The sequence below is a fragment of the Halorubrum rutilum genome (assembly GCF_024494565.1).
The window spans coordinates 139,563-156,562 of record NZ_JANHDN010000002.1 but is presented as its reverse complement, the minus strand read 5'-3'; the positions used below and the strand labels follow the sequence as shown (position 1 = coordinate 156,562).

The following is a 17,000-nucleotide window of genomic DNA, read 5'->3' as shown; positions in this document are numbered from 1 at the left end:
AATGTATTTTATGCTCAATAGTTATTTCTCCACACACGGCCGAACGGTTAAGCCGACCCTCGCGGATCCGTACCCATGACCGTCGTCTCCCTGTTTCCCTCCGCCACCGAGCTGGCGGCCGCGCTCGGCGCGGTCCCGGCCGCGGTCTCGCACCAGTGCGACCGCCCGCCCGCGGTCGACGACCGGCCGACGCTCACCGGGCTCGTCCGCGACCTCGACGGCGACCCCGGCGACCTCGACCGGGTCGCCGCCCGCGACGACACGTATTACCTCGACGGCGACCGCCTCGCCGCGGCCGACCCCGACGTGATCTTAACCCAGGGCGTCTGCGCCGTCTGCGCGCTCGACGCGGGGCTCGCGCGCCGCGCGGTCGAGCGCCTCGACCTCGACGCGGCGGTGCTCGACGTCCACGCCGCCGACCTCGACGACGTCCTCGCGAACGTCGAGCGCGTCGGCGAGGCGGTCGGCCGGCCGGCGGCCGCGGCCGCCCTCCGCGACGACCTCGACGCCCGGATCGACGCTGTCGCCGACGCGGTGCCGTCGGACGACCCCGCCTCTCCCGGCAGCTCTCGCCCCCGCGTCGCCGTCCTCGACTGGACCGACCCGCTCCGCCACGCCGGGCTCTGGGTTCCCGATCTGGTCCGGACCGCCGGCGGGGAGCCCGGGCTCGTCGCGTCGGGCGAGCGGTCGCGGAGGATCGATCCCGACGACCTGCGCGCCTTCGACCCGCAGGTCGTCGTGGTCGGTCCCTGCGCCGCCGACGTCGACGAGGCCGAGCGCGCGGCCCGCGACCTGCTGGCCCGCGAGCCGCTCGACGGCGTGTCCGCGGCGCGCGAGGGTCGGGTGTACGCGATGGACGGCACCGCCTACCTGAACCGCCACAGCCACCGCGTCGTCGACGCGCTGGAGGCGCTGGCGGCCGTGATCCACCCGGATCGATTCGAGGGATCGGACGAGAAGGTGCGGCGCGTCGACCCGGCGGCGGCCGAGGCCTCGCGCGACGCGTGAGCGCGCCTCACTCCCGGCGTTCGAGCCGCAACACGGTGAGCGTCTCGAACGGGAACGACTCCTCGACGACGGGCTCGCCCTCGAACCCCGCGTCCTCGATCAGCGCGAGCACCTCGTCGTAGCCCGTCAGCGAGGAAACGAGCAGGAGGACGACGCCGCCCGGCGCGAGCACGCGTCCCACGTCGGCGAGGAACGGCTCGATCAGCTCGCGGCTCGACTCCCCGCCCGAGAGCGCGCGCTCCATCCAGTCGCCCCACTCGTTGTCGGGGTCGGTCGGGAGGTACGGCGGGTTGAAACAGACGGTGTCGAACGCGCCCGCGCGGAACGGGGCACAGAGGTCGGCGACGACGGCCTCGACGCCGCGCTCGCGGGCCTCCCGCGCCGCGTGCGGGTTGAGGTCCGCGCCGACCACGTCCAGGTCGCGCTCCGCGGCGATCCGCGCCGCGACCCAGCCGGAGCCGGTGCCCACCTCCAGCACCCGACCGCGCGCCGCTTCGAGGGCGGCCTCGGCGAGGAGCCCGGAGTCCTCGGCGGGCTGGTAGACGACCGCGTCGTCGACGCCGCGGCGCGCCGCGAGGTCGGACCCGGAGTCGGGGGCCGCGTCCGGACCGTTCGAGTCGCTCACTCGTCCGTCCCCTCGCCGCCGTCGCCTCCGCCGTTCGCGTCGCCGCTCCCGTCGCCCCGCTCGCCGCCGTCGCTCCGCCCGCCGCCGCGCGTCGCCGCTCGCCCCTCGACCGACGCGTCGAGCTGGGGGCCGGACGTCCCCTCCTCCCGCGCCGAGAGCGTCTGCTGCGGGAACGGGATGACGATGCCCGCGTCCTCCAGCGCCGACTTGACCGCGCCCATCGCGGCCGTCTGGGTGCGCCAGCGCTTCCGCATGCTCGGGTTCCGGATCCAGTAGCGGGCGCCGAGGACGACCGCCGAGTCGTCGAACCGCTTCGTCACGACGTCCGGCTCCGGCATCGCGGCGATGTCGTCGATATCGGCGATCGCCTCCTCGATCACCGCCGCCGCGCGGTCGAGGTCGGTCGCGTAGTCCACGCCGACCTCGACCTCGATCCGCAGGCGGTTCCGGCGCGACCGGTCGATTATCGACCCCGAGCGCACGTCGTCGTTCGGCAGCGTGACGACCTCGCCGTCGAACGACCGGAGGCGGGTGCTCATGATCGAGATCTCCGTGACGGTCCCCTCGTGGTCGCCGACCTCGACCCAGTCGCCGACCTCGAACGGGCGGGAGAACATCAGCACGAACCCGGCGAGGATCGCCCCGAGCGTCTGGCGCGCCGCCATCCCGACCACGATCCCGAGGAAGCCGGCGCCGACGAGGAGGCCACCGACGTTGTCGGTGAACAGCCCGACGACGACGAGCAGGGCGAAGGTGTACACCGTCAGCTGCGTGAGCCGCCGGACCACCTCCTCCTGGTGGTCGGTGAGGACGCTGCTCTCGGCGGATATCTCGCGGATGACGCCCCCGAGGAAGTCGGTGATCGCGTAGGCGCTGGCCAGGAGCACCACCGCGATCACGACGTTCGACAGCTGGTCCGTGACCGCGGCCGCCTCGAACGCGCCCAGCAGCGCGCCGCTCCGGTCCCACACGAACAGAAGCGAGAGCGCCCCGACCGCGGTGGCGGCGCCGACGGACGCCGAGAGCAGCAGCCGCCGCGTCGAGGAGATGTCCCCGTTCCGCCGCTTCGCCCACGCGGTGAGCACCCGCACGCCGAGCACGGCCGCGACGATCAGCGCCGAGGCGATGGTCCGCCTGACGTTCTCGGTCAGCGCGCCGTAGAGGTCGCCGAGGGGACCGCCGGCGGTCCCGGCGGCGAGGAGCTCCGGGACCGGGGCGACCGAACCCGCCGCCGCGGCGAGGGACCCGATCGCGAGCGCGACGTCTGCGAGCGTCATCGGCGCGGTCACACCTCGGTCGGCGCGCCGTGCTCGCGGGCCAGCTCCGCCAGCGCGGCGAACGCGCTCGGCTCCAGCGCGCCGGGCCGCCGGCGGAGCACCGCCTCGTCGGCGGCCTCGACGACGGCCTCGGGCTCGTCCAGCCCGGAGATGTGGCCGGTGTTCCGGACCGCGTTCCGCACCGTCTTGCGCCGCTGGGTGAACAGCGCCTTCACGAACCGGAGGAAGAACGCCTCGTCGCCGACCGCGTAGTCGGGGTCGCGCGGCGTACACCTGACGACGGCGCTCTCGACGGCGGGCCGCGGGTCGAACGCCTCCTTCGGGACGCGCTCGACGATCTCGACGGCGGCGTAGTGCTGGGCGGACACCGAGAGCCGACCGTACTCCGACTCGCCGGCGGACGCCACCATCCGGTCGGCGAACTCGGCCTGAAACATCAACACGAGCGGCTTCTTCGCCGGCAGCAGCCGGAAGGCGATCTCCGAGGAGACGCCGTACGGGAGGTTGGCGACGCAGGCGGTAAAGGGCGGGAGCTCGACATCGAGCGCGTCCCCCTCGATCACGTCGAGGCGGCCGTCGTCGACCGCGGTCGCGAACTCCTCGCGGAGGAAGTCGGCGAAGGTCCCGTCGCGCTCGATTACGGAGAGGCGACCGGGGACGGCGCCGCGGTCGCCGGCCGCGTCGCGGTTCCCGGAGGCGTCGGCGTCCTCCGCGACGATCGCCGCCAGCAGCCGGTCGGTGAGCGCGCCCGCGCCCCCGCCGATCTCCAGGAGGTGACTCCGGTCCGCGTCGTCGGGGAGGTACCCCGGGATCCGGTCGAGCACGCGGTCGTCGACGAGGAAGTGCTGGTCGCGGTCCGGGTCCGCGCGCTCCCCGGCCCGCCGCGCGAGGGCGTCGGGGTCGCGGTCCCCGTACCCCGCGGTCTCACCCGTCGATAGGTCGGTCATGGCCGCGATACGCCGGCGTTCCGGGTAAAAGTCCCGTTTCGGCTCACTCCTCGCGCCCGGCGAACGTCCGGTACTTCAGGTCGTCCTCGCGGATCTCCTCGACGATCCGCTCGACGATCACCTCCCGCGGGCGGTGGAGCCCGGAGACGCGCTCGGACACCTCCTCGAAGCTCTCGAAGGGCCCGCGCTTGCGCTCGTCGAGAACGTTGTTCCGGAGCTGCTTGCCCACCCCCGGGAGGAGGTTGAGCTGGTGGAGCCGGAGCGTGATCGGGCCGGCCTCGTTGTAGAAGTCGACGAAGCGCCTCTCGTCGGCGTCGACGATCGCCTCGACGGCGTACTCCACCTCCGCGGCCGCGTTCCGGGTGAGGTCGTCGTACTCCACCTCGCGGTACCGGCCGACCCCGGGGCCGTCGAGTTCGACCCGGTCGCCCACCGACGCGTCCGCGCCCTCGTCGAGTCCGAGCTCGTACAGCCGGAACGAGTCGGTCCCGAGGCCGTACGCCACCGGCGTCTTCCGCGACGGCGGCCGGTCGTCGTCCGGCCGCCCGTTCGGGAGCACGTCCAGCAGGACGGCGACGGGGCCGCCGTCGTCGTCCGCCGCGTCGGGCGCGTCGGAGTCGGGGTCGCTCATACTCGTTTTACGCCACCGAACGGTGAAAAAACCGCTGCCGCGTCGACCTATCGCGAGAACTCGATCGCGGCCCCCTGCCCGAAGCCGACGCAGAGGGTCGCGAGCCCGCGGTCGGCGTCCCGCTTCTCCATCTCGTGGAGCAGCGTGACGGGGAGGCGCGCCCCGGAGGCGCCGAGCGGGTGACCGAGCGCGATGGCGCCGCCGTTGACGTTGTAGACGTCCTCGTCGATCTCGAGCTCGCGCCGCGAGTACTCGCACTGGGAGGCGAACGCCTCGTTGAGCTCGACGAGGTCGTAGTCGTCGATCGACCGCCCGGCGCGGTCGAGCAGGCCCCGCGTCGCGGGCACCGGGCCGATCCCCATCACGGTGGGGTCGACGCCCGCGACGTTGTTCGCGCCGACCTCCGCGAGCACGTCGAGCCCGTGGTCCTCGGCGAACGCCTCGCTCGTCACCAGCGTCAGCGACGCGCCGTCGGAGATCTGCGAGGCGTTCCCGGCCGTCACCGTCCCGTCGCCCGTGAACGCGGGCGGGAGCTCGGCGAGCGTCTCGGGCGTCGTGTCGGGGCGGATCCCCTCGTCTTCCTCGACGAGCCCCTCCTCGGTCTCCACGGGAACGATCTCGTCGTCGAACCGGCCGGCGTCGGTCGCCTCCGCGGCGCGCCGGTGGCTCCGGGCGGCGTACTCGTCCTGGGCCTCGCGGCTCACGCCGTACTCCTCGGCCACCTTCTCGGCCGTCATCCCCATCTGGAGCTGGAAGACGTCGTACTCCTCCGACAGCTCCGGGTGGAGGTGCTCGTAGGCGTCGCCGTCCATCGGGACGCGGCTCATGTTCTCGACCCCGCCGGCGATGACGCAGTCGCGGTTCCCGGCCGCGACCGCGTCCGACGCCGAGATGATCGCCTGCATCGAGGAGGCGCACCAGCGGTTGATCGAGGTCGCGGGCACGGACTCGCCGAGCTCCGAGAGCAGCGCGATGACCCGGGCGACGTTGTTGTCCTGCTCGGTGCGCTGCTGGGCGACCCCCCACATCAGGTCGTCGACGTGGTCGCCCGTCAGCCCGGTCTCCGCGAGGACGTGGTCGATGAGCCGCGTCGAGAGGTCCTCGCTGCGGGTGTCGGCGTAGACGCCCCCGTCTCTCCCCTGCGGCGTCCGGTAGGCGGCGGCGATCACCGGCGTGGTCTCGTCTGTCATGACCGATCAGAGACCGGTGACGTTCTTAAAGGGCCGTGGAACCGCCGGGAATCCGGCCGCGGTTTACGGCCCGTCCGCGAGGAGCGGTTCGCCGGTCATCTCCGCCGGGCGGTCGAGCCCGATCAGCTCCACGAGCGTCGGCGCGACGTCGCAGAGCGAGCCGCCCTCGCGGACCGCGCGCCCGCCGCCGTCGCCGTCGGGGGTCAGGTAGACGAACGGGACCGGGTTGAACGTGTGGGCGGTGTGGGGGTCCTCGGGCGTCCCCATGTCGTCGGCGTTGCCGTGGTCGGCGGTCACGACGGCGTGCCCGCCCGCGTCGGCGACCGCGTCGAGGAGCCGGTCGAGCTGCGCGTCGACCGCCTCGACCGCCGCGACGGCCGCGTCGAAGTCGCCGGTGTGGCCCACCATGTCCGGGTTCGCGTAGTTGAGGACCATCAGGTCCGGGTCCGCGTCCCCGATGATCTCGATCGCCTCGTCGGTGAGCTCGGGCGCCGACATCTCCGGCTGTTGATCGTACGTGGAGACGTCGGGGCTCGCCACGATCTCGCGCAGCTCGCCGTCGAACGCCACCTCGCGGCCGCCGTTGAGGAAGTAGGTCACGTGCGGGTACTTCTCCGACTCGGCGATCCGGAGCTGCGTGAGCCCCGCGTCGGCGACGACCTCGCCGATCGTGTTCTCGGGGACCTCCGGCGGAAACGCGACCGGGAAGTCGAACGTCTCGTCGTACTCGGTCACCGTCGTCATCCGGATCTCGGGCTGGTCGAGCTCGAACGCCCACTCGGGCCGGGTGTCGGTGAGCAGCCGGACGAGCTGGCGGGCGCGGTCCGCCCGGAAGTTGAAGAAGATCACGGCGTCGCCGTCGGCGAGCGCCGGCCCGTCGCCGACGAGGGTCGGCTCGATGAACTCGTCCGTCTCGCCCCGGGCGTGGGCCTCGGTCGCGGCCTCGACCGCCGTCTCGGCCTCGTGCGGCGCCTCGCGCTCGACGATCGCGTCGTACGCCGTCCGCGTCCGCTCCCAGTTCTCGTCGCGGTCCATCGCGTGGTACCGCCCCGTGACGGTCGCGACGTCTCCGGTCCCGCGCTCCGCGGCCTTCGCCTCCACCTCGGCGAGGAAGCGGTCGGCGATCTCCGGGGCCGTGTCGCGGCCGTCCGTGAACGCGTGGGTCGTCGCCGGCACCCCCGCGTCGGCCGCGGCGTCGATCAGCGCGAGCAGGTGTTCGACGTCGGAGTGGACGCCGCCGTCGGAGACGAGCCCCATGAGGTGGACCCGCCCGCCGGTCGACTTCGCGTGTTCGAGCGCCCCCGCGATCGCGTCGTTGTCGGAGAGCGACCCCTCCGCGAGCGCGTCGGTGATCCGGGTGTACGCCTGCTTGACGACGCGGCCCGCGCCGATGTTCAGGTGGCCGACCTCCGAGTTCCCCATCTGGCCCTCGGGGAGCCCCACGCGCCGCCCGTGGACGACGAGGCGGCCGTCGGCGCCGCGCGCGGTCGCGTCGTCGAACGCGGGCGTGTCGGCGGCCGCGACCGCGTCCCGGCCGGCCGGCCGCCCCGAGGGGTCGACCGTCTCGCCGTCAGCGCCGTCGCCCCCGCTAGCGCCGCTCCCGAGTCCCCAGCCGTCGAGGACGATGAGTGCCGTCTCCATACGCCCCGTTCCGCTCCCCGGGGTAACTACCCTTCGCTCCGGGGGCCTCCGAGCGCCGGTCGGCGGATCCCCCGACAACGAGCCGACCGCGGCCCGGAAGTCAGCCTTTTACCCTCCGGAGGCTAACCATACGTTAATGGACTCCGCGGTACTGCTCGATCTCCTCGGGAACGAGAACCGGCGGCGCATCCTCCGGCTGCTCGCGACCAAGCCCTGCTACGTCACGGAGATCTCGGAGTACCTCGACGTGAGCCCGAAGGCCGTCATCGACCACCTGCGCAAGCTGGAGGAGGCCGGCCTGATCGAGTCGACGACCGACGACCAGCGCCGGAAGTACTTCCGGATCACCCGCAGCCTCCGGCTGGAGGTCAGCGTCTCCCCGTACGGCTTCGGCGCGAAGAGCGCCTACCCCGCCAAGAACAGCCTCGACATGTCGGGCCGCTGTCCCCACCTCACCATCGAGGCGCCCGACGGCTCGGGGGCGTCGAACGACATCGCCGACCTCGCGGGCGAGTACGCCCGCCTCCAGGACCTCGACCGCGAGCTCTCGCTGGCCCAGCGGTGGGTGCAGGGCCGGGTCGAGGACACCCTCGCGCGGATCGACGAGCGGCTCGGCACCGAGGCCGACAGCCGCTTCTACGCAGCGATCCTCGCCGCGGTGATCGAGACGGACGGGACGCCCGCGGCCGTGGCCGACGAGGTCGGGGCCCGCGAGGCGGCCGTCGGCGACGCGCTCGGCCGCCTCGCCGACGTCGGCGTGCTCGCCCGCGAGGCCGACGGCGACGCCGAGCGATACCGCGTCCGGTAGCGGGCCGGCGCCCCGCGCTCTCCCTCGCCGCTCGCGCTCCCGTCGCCCGCGTCCCCGTCGCCTCCGGTCTTTCGCATCCCCGGTCCCTCGCATCCCTGTCTCCCGTGTCCCCGGTCCCTCGCGTCCCCGTCTCCCGACCCTTCCTCTCCGCACGGCCGGCCGCTTCCGGAACCTTTTGGACCGCGCCCGGAGGAGGACGCGTGTGAGCAGAGCACGGGACCTCGCGCTGTTCCTGATCCTCGCCGCGGTCTGGGGCTCCGCGTTCATGGCGATCAAGGCCGGGCTGGCGTACTTCCCCCCGGTGCTGTTCGCCGCGCTCAGGTACGATGTCGCCGGCGTCGTCATGCTCGGGTACGCCGCGTACGTCGTCGACGACCCGGTCCCCCGCGGGCGCGACGAGTGGACGGTCGTCGCGGTGGGCGCGACGCTGATCATCGCCGCCTACCACGCGTTCCTCTTCATCGGCGAGACGGACCCCGCCGTGACGAGCGCGGTCGCGGCCGTGATCGTCAGTCTCTCGCCCGTGCTGACGACCGTCTTCGCGCGCGCCTTCCTCCCCTCCGAACGCCTGACCGTCGTCGGCGTGATCGGGCTCCTCGTCGGCCTCGTCGGGGCGATCGTGCTGGCCGCGCCCGACCCCGGGAACCTGACCGGCGGCGGCACGGTCGCGAAGCTCCTCGTGCTGCTGGCGGCGGCCTCGTTCGCGCTCGGGTCGGTGCTCACCCGCGCGTCGGACGCCGACCTCCCGATCGAGACGATGGAGGCGTGGTCGATGCTCCTCGGCGCGCTGCTGATGCACCTGCTGGCGGCCGGGCTGGGCGAGTCGGTCGCCGACGTCTCGTGGACCACCGAGGCGATCGCGGCGCTAGCGTACCTGTCGATCGCCGCCAGCGGCCTCGGCTTCCTCATCTACTTCGACCTGCTCGACCGGCTCGGGCCGATCGAGATCAACCTCGTCTCGTACGTCGCGCCGATATTCGCCGCGGTCGCCGGCTGGCTCTTCCTGAGCGAGGTGATCTCGCTCAACACGGTCGCCGGCTTCCTGATCATCTGCGTCGGGTTCGCCCTGGTGAAGCGGGCCGCGCTGCGGTCGGCGCTCCGCGAGTACGGCGTCGTCGACTGAGCCCGCCGGTCGCCGGCGTGCCACCGCGACGCACGCCCGGGAACCATTTTTGTCGGCCCCCCGAGACGGGCCGTCGTGTTCCCCGAAGCGATCGAGACGGACCGGCTGCGACTGAAGCCCCGGCGACCCGAGAACGTCGATCTCGACGCGTGCTACCGGATCTGCTCGTCGGACCCCGGGATCGACGAGGTGACCGCGCACGTCGCGTGGGACCCCCACGAGACGAAGAAGGAGACCCGCGAGTTCCTCGAACGCGGCCGCGAGCGGTGGGAGAGCGGGGAGGCCGCGAGCTACGTCATCCGCCCCCGCGAGGGCGAGGACGGCGCCGGGGAGATAGCCGGTTTCGGCGGCCTCTCCGTCGACTGGGAGACCCGGACCGCCGAGCTCGGCACGTGGCTCCGCAAGCGGTTCTGGGGCCGGGGGTACTCCGGCGAGCGCGCCGCGGCGCTCGTCGGGGTCGCGTTCGACGACTTAGACCTGGAGGTCGTCGCCGTGAGCCACCACCCCGACAACGACAACTCGCGGCGCGCGGTCGAGAGGTACGTCGACCGGTTCGGCGGGCGCCGCGAGGGGCGCCTGCGGAACACGCTCGCCCTCCCCGACGGGAGCGTCCACGACGAGGTGCGCTACACGGTCTCGCGGGCGGAGTGGCGCGAGGCGACGAGCTGACCCAGTATCGGTCTGAACGGTCGCAATCAGCTCTGAAACGCCACGTTCCGCACTCCGTCCCGAGCCAACAAACACTTACCACCGCCGAAACGACTCGGGGTATATGTCAGTCCCCGACCGAACGAGCGGCCCGAACGCAACGAGCGGAATCGTCGGCGGCGCGGCCGCGGGCGCCGCCGCGTACGTGCTCGGCTACCTGTTCGCGTACCTCACGCAGCGGTCGGCGGTCGAGAGCCAGCTGGAGGGGTTCAACTTCTTCGCCGACCTGTTCGGCGGGGACCCGATCCCGACGTGGCAGGCGATCGGCTGGGTGTTCTACAACGGGCACTTCGTCGACACGCAGATCCCGTCGCTGGTCGGCGGCTCGCAGCTCACGAACCTCATCTCGCAGGCCGACGGCGGGTCGCTGACGCTGCTGTTCGTCGTCCCGCCCGTCCTGTTGACCCTCGCCGGGCTCGCCGCGAGCCGGGTCGCCGGGGCGAGTGAGCCGGCGGACGGCGCGAAGGCCGGCGCGGCCGTCCTCGTCGGCTACCTCCCGCCGGCCGTGATCGGCGCGTTCCTCTTCCGCTACTCGGTCGGCGACGGGGCGGTCGCGCCCGACCTCGTCACGGCCGTCCTCCTCGCCGGCGCGGTGTACCCGGCGGCCTTCGGCGCGGTCGGCGGCGCGGGCGCGACGCTGCTGAGCGACTGACCGATCGAAACGGCGGCCCGGCGAGCGCCGGGCGCTCAGTAGTCGCCCTCGTCGGGCTCGACGCGGTCGCCGTACTCCCGGACGGGATCGACCGGTCGCCCCTCGTCGGTCTCGGGCGCGACGTAGTCGACGAACGACTCGACGTCGGGCTCGCGGACGCGGACGTCGACGTCGATCTCGCCGAGCTCGTCCGACTCGCCGACGGCGAAGTTGACGATCCCCTCGAACGCGGCCTGCTTCTTCAGCGAGAACGAGAACCCCTCGTCGTCGCTGTTCCGCAGGAACACCCGGCGGGCCGTGTCGAGGATCTCCTGCTCGTGGAGCACGTCCGAGAAGGCGTCGAGGGTGTGCGCCTCGGCGACGAGCCGACCGTCCTCGTGGACCGGCTCCGCGTCCGGGAACACGTTCCGCACCGCGTCGTCGACTCGGTCCGTGACCTCCGTGTCGCGGACCAGGACCTCGATCCGCACGTCGATGCTGTAGATCACGCGCCGTCACCCCCGGCGTTCGCGGTCGCCGCCGACCCCTCGCCCGCATCTCCTTCCTCTCCCTCCTCCCGCTCCGCGTCGACCCCCAGCACCGCCCGGACGCGGCTCCGGAACTCGTCGAGCGTCCCGGTGTTGTCGATCTCGACGTCGGCGCGCTCTAGGGTGTCGCCGAGGCCGAGGTCGATCTCGCGCGCGTCGCGCTCGCGGAGCGCCTCCAGATCGGAGTCGGAGTCGTCGCGCCCGCGGGCGTCGAGGCGCTCGGCGCGCAGCTCGAACGGCGCCCGGATCGCGACGAGCGTGAAGCCGTCGCCGAACGCCTCGCGGAAGCGCTCCATCTCGACGGTGGAGCGCAGCCCGTCGACGAGGACGGTCTCGCCGCGGTCGCTCTCGGCGGCGGCCTCGCGGATGCGCGGGAGCGTGCGGGCGGCGATGGCGTCGTCGCCCTCCTCCTCGCGGAGCGCCCCCGCGATCCGGCCGTGGTGCTCGGCGGGGTCGAGCCCGCGGCGGCGGCACTCCGCGCGGATCACGTCGCCCATGACGACGACCGGGATCCCGGCCGCCTCGGCCACGTTCGCCGCCTCCCCCTTCCCGCTCCCGGGGAGCCCGACGGTTCCGATGACGTTCATTGGCGGCGAGTAGTCCCGTGCCGGACTTAGGTCTGCTGTTGGCGCGATCGGCCGGTTCGAACCGTCGGCGTTTTTTATATCGGGCGGTAGAGAACGAGGCGAGGGCACGTAGCTCAGCCAGGATAGAGCGTCGGACTTCTAATCCGATGGTCGTGGGTTCGAATCCCACCGTGTCCGTTCGTTCCCTGCGGTCACTCACGGACACGGTTTACTCCCACTCGCTCCCTGCGGTCGCTCGCGGGAGTCCCACCGTGTCCGCTCTCCGCGAGCGGAGCGAGGGGTAGCGGCACGGGGATTCGAGTCCCGCCGTGGTCGTGAAGCCGCGAGACGACACGACGCGCACCGGGTGAACCGGGGCGTCACTCGTTTCACACGAATAACGTATTTACCGGAGCCCGGCGTCATCAGTTGGTATGAACCCTCCAGCCGGATTCCTCGCCCGTCAGAAGCTAGTCGCCGGGGTCGTCACCGCGGCGTTGTTAGCGCTCGGGGGCGCCCTGTACGGCGCGCTCCCGGATCAGATGGCGATCCACTGGAACGCCGCCGGCCAGCCCGACAACGTCGTCGAGAAACCGATCGCGGTCCTGATGATGCCCGCGATCGTCGTGTTCGTGAGCGTGCTGTTCGAGGTGACCGGCAGCGACGTCGGCGAGCGCATCGTCGGCTCGCTGGCGATGATCCTGCTGTTCGTCGTGCAGCTGATGGTGTTCGGGGTCAACCTCGGCTACGACGTGCCGATCGTCCCCGTTGCGCTGGCGCTTGCGGGCGGGCTGGTGGCCGTGGCCGTCTGGTTCGAGACGCGGTAGAGAGGGTCGGCGCCGTTAACCTTGGCGGCGGAGTCGAGACGTTCGCGTCTCAGTCCGCTACGCTCGGCGTCCCCAGATACTCCTCGTTGATCTCGTACTCGCCCTCGTCGTTCTCGACGAGGTACTCGCCGTAGTAGGGCACGCGGTTCGCCACGACCGCCTCGAACGTCTCCGCGATCTCCGCGCGGGTCATCTCGCCCATCGACCGGAGGTCGTCGTTGCGGTTGAGACACCCCTTCAGGTACCCCTCGTGGGTGACGCGGACGCGGCCGCAGTTGGCGCAAAAGTCCTCGTTCTCGACGGGGTCGACGATCTCGACCATGCCGCCGCCCTCGCCGTCGGCGTCCTCGCCGACGAAGTACCGCTTGCGGTCGTGCATCTCGCGGTGCTCGACCCGGTCCGCCTCCTCGGCGAGCCAGTCGTGGACGCGCCCGATGTCGATGTTCCACTCCGGCTTGCCCGTCAGTTCGGGCATGTACTCGATGAGCTGGAGCTGGAGCCCCTCGTTGTCGGCGACGTGCTCGACCATCTCCTCGACGTAGCCCGCGGTGTGCGTGAACACGACCATGTTGAGCTTCACGGGGTCGAGCCCGGCGTCGACGGCGGCTCTGACGCCCTCCAGCACCTGCTCGTAGGCGCCGGACTTCGTCACTTCCGCGAAGTCGTCGGGGTCGAGCGCGTCCTGCGAGACGTTGACGCGGTCGAGCCCGGCCGCCTTCAGATCCTCGGCGCGCCCGGGGAGGAACGTGCCGTTCGTCGTCATCGACACCTCCATCGAGTCGGGCGTGCGCTCGACGATCTCCTCGAGGTCCTGCCGGAGCATCGGCTCGCCGCCGGTGAACTTCACCGAGTCGACGCCGTACCCCTCGACGACCTCCAGGAAGCGGACCACGTCGTCCGCGCTCATCTCGTCGTCGCTCGGCTCCATCGGCCCCCGCGTGTCGCCTAGCCCCTCGTTGTGACAGTAGACGCAGTCGAAGTTACAGCGGTCGGTCAGCGAGACCCGCACCCCCGTCACCTCCCGCCCGAAGTCGTCCGCGAGTGGCCCGGTCATGTCCGAACGGAGCGGGTGGGATCGCTTAAGGGTCCGGGTCGATCGCGCCGGCGCGTAACTCTCGGCGGTTACGTCCTCTCGCCGGCGGCGTCGACCTCGCCGGGCGTCCCGGTCACGGGTCCCCTCCGTCGACGGCCTCGGTCGCCCACTCCTCCCCGGCGTACGCCATCTCCCAGAACGCGAGTTCGAGGCGGGCGCTCGTGAGGAACGCCTCGCGCATCGCCTCTCGGTGTTCGGGGTACGTCTCCCCGTAGTCGTCGAGGAGGTCGCCAATCGACGCGGTCTCGGCGCGGAACGCGTCGCTCGTGTACGTCTCGATGAACGGCGTGTACCGGTGCTCAGCGTCGGCGAGCTCCGCCATGTGGTCCGCCACGTCGAGATACCCTCGCATGCAGGGGAAAAGCGCCGCGACCGCGACCGGGACGGGCCGCTCGTACGCCGTCCGAACGAGGAAGCTCGTGTACGCCTCGCAGGTCGGGCGCTTCCGGACGGCGGCTAACTCGTCCGGCGTGACGCCGTACTCGCCGGCGAACGACCGGTGGAGGTCGAGCTCCTCGTTCAACACGGCGTCCGCCCCGCCGAGGAGCGTCGCCATCGCCGCCTCGTCCCTCGCCTTCGCGCCCGCGACGGCGTACGTCCGGGCGTAGTCGAAGAGGTACCGGTAGTCCTGTTCGAGCCACCGGCGGAACGCCGCCTCGTCGAGGTCGCCGGCGGCCAGCTCGCGGACGAACGGGTGCTCGAACTGGGCCGCCCAGATGTCCGCCCCCGCCGCCAGCAGGTCGTCGCTGAACGCCATGGGCGCCCCCTCGGCGCGCCGGCGTATAAGTCTGTGGTATTACTTACTAATCACCGTCCGCGAGCGCCAGGCGCAGCCCGTCGCTCGCGACCTCGACCTCGCCCTCGAACCCCGCCTCGCGGACGCTCCGAGCCATCTCGCGCTCCCGGCCGCCCGTGTGCGGGTAGAGGTGCGACAGGAGGAGCGTGTCGACGTCGACGCCCGCGAGCGACTCGCCGAGCGCCGTGGGGTTCGGGTGGTTCGACACGTCGGTGCCGTCCGGGAACGAGCAGTCGTGGACGAGGACCTCGCTCCCGTCGGCGAACGACGCCATCCCCGCGAACGCCTCGGTGTCGCCCGAGAGCGTGAGCGGGCCGTCCGCGGGATCCGCGTCGGAACTCGGGGGCGAGAACCGGTAGGCGAGCCCGTCCATCGAGTGGCGCGTCTCGCGCGCGGCGACGCCGAACCCGGCCGCCGCGAAGGGACGCGCCGCCGACACCTCCCGGACCGCGAGGTCGACCCGCCCGTCGAGGTAGTCGTGGACGTCGAGGAGCCCGTCGACGAGCGACTTCGTTCCCGCCGGACCGACCACTTCGAGGTGCTCGGCCCCCGCGAGCCACCGCGCTTTCAGCAGGGGGAGGAGCGCTGCGACGTGGTCGAGGTGGTGGTGCGTGAGGAGGACGGTCGAGGCGCCCTCGTAGCCGGTGTCGGTGGCCGCGAGCCGCTGGAGGACGCCGCTGCCGCAGTCGACGAGCAGCGAGCGGTCGCCGTCGTCGAGGAGGTAGCCCGCCTGCGCGCGGTCGGGGACGGGCATCGCGCTGCCGGAGCCGAGGACGGTGAGCTCCATGCGAGTCACTTGATCAGGAACACCGGGACGCTCGCGTCGTCGGCGACGCGGTCGGAGACGCTGCCGAGCGACCGGATCCGCTCGCGGGGCGACTTCCCCTCCGGGCTCATCACGATCACGTCGATCCCGCGCTCGTCGGCGTACGAGACGATCTCCGTGTCGGGCGTCCCCCGCACGACGCTCGTCTCGACGGCGAGGCCCGCCGCCTCGGCGCGCTCGGCGACGGCGCCCACCGCCTCCCGCCCCTGCGCCTCCAGGTCCTCGACGATCTCGTCGTGGAGGTCGCCCGAGTTCGCCGTCGCGATCCGTCGGTCGACCACGTACAGCGCGTGGACCGTCGCGTCGTGGTCGCTCGCCAGCCGCAGGGCGTGATCGAGCGCGCGGTCGACCGCCTCGCTCCCGTCCGTCGGCACCAGGATCTCGTCGTACATACCCGACGGTTTGACGGGCGGCCCATTAACGATGGGGCCTCGCGCTCGGAGATCGAGACGGCGGTCGATCGGATCAAAAGCGGATCCGACTGGCCCCGTCGAAACCCCTCGCCGACGTGGTACGAAACCGACCGCGAGCGACGGGGAGCATCGAGGATAAAGGACGATGCGGTCGGCGCGTGCCTCCGAGCGCCCAGCGGGCGCGAGGAGCACGCGCGAGGGACGCGGCGACCGAAGGGAGCCGCGAGGCTGGGGAGGCGTGAGGCCGCGGTCTCGTGAGCGACCGGAGGGAGCGAGCGAGAGCACGGAAGTCGCAGCCCGCGCAGCGAACGGAGTGAGCGAGCAGGAACGTCTTCCGGCGGTGCTGTGCGGTCGGGTGGGACTCAAAGGGGCAGCCGGGAGGACGAAGCACGGCGCAGTAAGCACCACAGCGAGGGAGCGAACGAAGTGAGCGACCGAGCGAGGAGCGCAGCAAGCCGCGCGAGTCCTCCCGGCTGGGGCTTTGGAGGTGTTCTCCGGCGTCGAGTCACTGATCGCGCACAGCCGGGCGGCCGGGACTTCTAGGGTGTTCACCGTAGAGCGAGCGGTCACGTACGAACGACCGCTCGACCGATTCGCGCTCCGATTCCTCTCTCAACCAGGAGTCACCGCACGGTGACCGGCCGTTTCAGACGAGGACCCATCCGAGGAGGCGGACCGTAACGGAACCCGTTTTATTTCCTATTCGACGCGCCACTCGCCGCCGAGCTCGTGGCGCCGCATCGACGTCGCCTCGCCGTCGCGGAAGACGCTCACGCGCCCCGTCTCCTCGCTCAGCGTCACCGTCGCCACGACCTCCGGGCGCACCGAGGTCTCGATCGCGCTCATGTGTCGCGACCCCATCCACGGCTCGTACGCCACGTCGTCGACGAGGTCGGACTCCCCGCTCCGGGTGCCGAGGTCGCGGAACCGGACCATCTGCGCCTCGATCTCGCCGTCGACGGCGACGACGATCCCGCCGTCCTGCTCGACGCTCACCGTCCCGACGGCGTCGACGAACGCCCCCTCGTCGAACACGGACGCGCAGCCCTCCCGCGGCCAGCGGTTGTCGCCCATCGGGTCGGCGTACTCGCCGTAGTCGCGGTCGGCGACGACCGCGAAGTACAGCCCCGGCCCCTTGACGTGCGGCTCCTCCCACCCGTCGAACGCGACGCTGACGTGCTCGGCGCAGTAGGTCAGCCGGTCGACGACCTCACGGACGCGCTCGTGGTCGCCGTACTCGATCGCCAGCCGACTCATTCGCCCCCCTCGCCGTGCCGCCCGTGACGCTCCTGAACGCTCATACCGGAGAGAGGCGACGGGCGTATTTAAGCGACACCGAGTC

Annotated in this window: 19 protein-coding genes and 1 tRNA gene; 7 read left to right on the top strand and 13 right to left on the bottom strand. The window is 72.0% G+C overall.

The window, feature by feature from the left end:
- The first annotated feature begins 75 nt into the window (after positions 1-75).
- Entirely contained in the window at positions 76-1,008 is a 933-nt protein-coding gene (locus tag NO900_RS04240) for an ABC transporter substrate-binding protein (RefSeq protein WP_256407975.1), read from the top strand.
- A gap of 7 nt (positions 1,009-1,015) precedes the next feature.
- Here NO900_RS04240 and NO900_RS04235 read toward each other — a convergent pair whose 3' ends face one another.
- The 6 genes from NO900_RS04235 to gpmI form a co-directional block, all read right to left on the bottom strand.
- Positions 1,016-1,633 carry a HemK2/MTQ2 family protein methyltransferase gene (locus tag NO900_RS04235; protein WP_256407974.1) on the bottom strand — a complete coding sequence of 206 codons (618 nt, stop codon included), beginning with the start codon at positions 1,631-1,633 and terminating at the stop codon, positions 1,016-1,018.
- Positions 1,630-2,910 carry a mechanosensitive ion channel family protein gene (locus NO900_RS04230; protein ID WP_256407973.1) on the bottom strand — a complete coding sequence of 427 codons (1,281 nt, stop codon included), beginning with the start codon at positions 2,908-2,910 and terminating at the stop codon, positions 1,630-1,632. Before NO900_RS04230 ends, NO900_RS04235 begins: the two co-directional genes overlap by 4 nt.
- A gap of 8 nt (positions 2,911-2,918) precedes the next feature.
- Entirely contained in the window at positions 2,919-3,857 is a 939-nt protein-coding gene (locus NO900_RS04225; protein ID WP_256407972.1) for a 16S ribosomal RNA methyltransferase A, read from the bottom strand.
- A 43-nt stretch (positions 3,858-3,900) separates the two neighbouring features.
- Positions 3,901-4,488 carry a DUF655 domain-containing protein gene (locus tag NO900_RS04220; RefSeq protein ID WP_256407971.1) on the bottom strand — a complete coding sequence of 196 codons (588 nt, stop codon included), beginning with the start codon at positions 4,486-4,488 and terminating at the stop codon, positions 3,901-3,903.
- A 47-nt stretch (positions 4,489-4,535) separates the two neighbouring features.
- Positions 4,536-5,678, bottom strand: a complete 1,143-nt coding sequence (locus tag NO900_RS04215; protein ID WP_256407970.1) for a thiolase family protein — start codon at positions 5,676-5,678, stop codon at positions 4,536-4,538.
- Between the two features lie 63 nt (positions 5,679-5,741).
- The gene (gene gpmI / locus NO900_RS04210; protein WP_256407969.1) at positions 5,742-7,319 is read right to left on the bottom strand and encodes a 2,3-bisphosphoglycerate-independent phosphoglycerate mutase; all 1,578 of its coding nucleotides are present in this window, start codon (positions 7,317-7,319) and stop codon (positions 5,742-5,744) included.
- Positions 7,320-7,455: 136 nt separating this feature from the next.
- Here gpmI and NO900_RS04205 point away from each other — a divergent pair, with 136 nt between their 5' ends.
- The 4 genes from NO900_RS04205 (at position 7,456) to NO900_RS04190 (ending at position 10,610) form a co-directional block, all read left to right on the top strand.
- Positions 7,456-8,127, top strand: coding sequence for an ArsR/SmtB family transcription factor (locus NO900_RS04205; RefSeq protein ID WP_256407968.1), 672 nt, complete (start codon positions 7,456-7,458; stop codon positions 8,125-8,127).
- A 202-nt stretch (positions 8,128-8,329) separates the two neighbouring features.
- Complete coding sequence (locus NO900_RS04200; protein ID WP_256407967.1) at positions 8,330-9,250, top strand: DMT family transporter; 921 nt, start codon at positions 8,330-8,332, stop codon at positions 9,248-9,250.
- Positions 9,251-9,325: 75 nt separating this feature from the next.
- Positions 9,326-9,919: a GNAT family N-acetyltransferase gene (locus NO900_RS04195; protein WP_256407966.1), complete on the top strand. Its 594-nt coding sequence runs from the start codon at positions 9,326-9,328 to the stop codon at positions 9,917-9,919.
- Between the two features lie 103 nt (positions 9,920-10,022).
- Positions 10,023-10,610, top strand: a complete 588-nt coding sequence (locus tag NO900_RS04190; RefSeq protein WP_256407965.1) for a DUF7978 family protein — start codon at positions 10,023-10,025, stop codon at positions 10,608-10,610.
- A gap of 35 nt (positions 10,611-10,645) precedes the next feature.
- Here NO900_RS04190 and NO900_RS04185 read toward each other — a convergent pair whose 3' ends face one another.
- Positions 10,646-11,098 carry an RNA-binding domain-containing protein gene (locus NO900_RS04185; RefSeq protein ID WP_256407964.1) on the bottom strand — a complete coding sequence of 151 codons (453 nt, stop codon included), beginning with the start codon at positions 11,096-11,098 and terminating at the stop codon, positions 10,646-10,648.
- On the bottom strand, positions 11,095-11,724 hold the full coding sequence (locus tag NO900_RS04180) for an AAA family ATPase (RefSeq protein WP_256407963.1): 630 nt from the start codon (positions 11,722-11,724) through the stop codon (positions 11,095-11,097). Before NO900_RS04180 ends, NO900_RS04185 begins: the two co-directional genes overlap by 4 nt.
- 102 nt (positions 11,725-11,826) lie before the next feature.
- Here NO900_RS04180 and NO900_RS04175 point away from each other — a divergent pair.
- Together NO900_RS04175 and NO900_RS04170 are read left to right on the top strand one after the other, a co-directional pair.
- Positions 11,827-11,901 (top strand) — tRNA-Arg (locus NO900_RS04175).
- Positions 11,902-12,137: 236 nt separating this feature from the next.
- A complete protein-coding gene (locus tag NO900_RS04170; RefSeq protein WP_256407962.1) occupies positions 12,138-12,530 on the top strand; it encodes a DUF1648 domain-containing protein in 393 nt (130 codons plus the stop codon).
- Between the two features lie 49 nt (positions 12,531-12,579).
- Here the strand turns inward: NO900_RS04170 and moaA are convergent, their stop codons facing one another.
- From moaA to NO900_RS04145, 5 genes are all read right to left on the bottom strand, one after another.
- Positions 12,580-13,584 (bottom strand): GTP 3',8-cyclase MoaA, encoded by a 1,005-nt coding sequence (moaA, locus tag NO900_RS04165; RefSeq protein ID WP_256407961.1) that lies wholly within the window; start codon positions 13,582-13,584, stop codon positions 12,580-12,582.
- 112 nt (positions 13,585-13,696) lie between these two features.
- The gene (tenA, locus tag NO900_RS04160; protein ID WP_256407960.1) at positions 13,697-14,380 is read right to left on the bottom strand and encodes a thiaminase II; all 684 of its coding nucleotides are present in this window, start codon (positions 14,378-14,380) and stop codon (positions 13,697-13,699) included.
- Positions 14,381-14,426: 46 nt separating this feature from the next.
- Positions 14,427-15,206 carry an MBL fold metallo-hydrolase gene (locus NO900_RS04155; protein ID WP_256407959.1) on the bottom strand — a complete coding sequence of 260 codons (780 nt, stop codon included), beginning with the start codon at positions 15,204-15,206 and terminating at the stop codon, positions 14,427-14,429.
- Positions 15,207-15,211: 5 nt separating this feature from the next.
- Positions 15,212-15,637, bottom strand: coding sequence for a universal stress protein (locus NO900_RS04150; RefSeq protein WP_256407958.1), 426 nt, complete (start codon positions 15,635-15,637; stop codon positions 15,212-15,214).
- Between the two features lie 720 nt (positions 15,638-16,357).
- Complete coding sequence (locus NO900_RS04145) at positions 16,358-16,915, bottom strand: diadenylate cyclase (RefSeq protein ID WP_256407957.1); 558 nt, start codon at positions 16,913-16,915, stop codon at positions 16,358-16,360.
- Between the last annotated feature and the right edge of the window lie 85 nt (positions 16,916-17,000).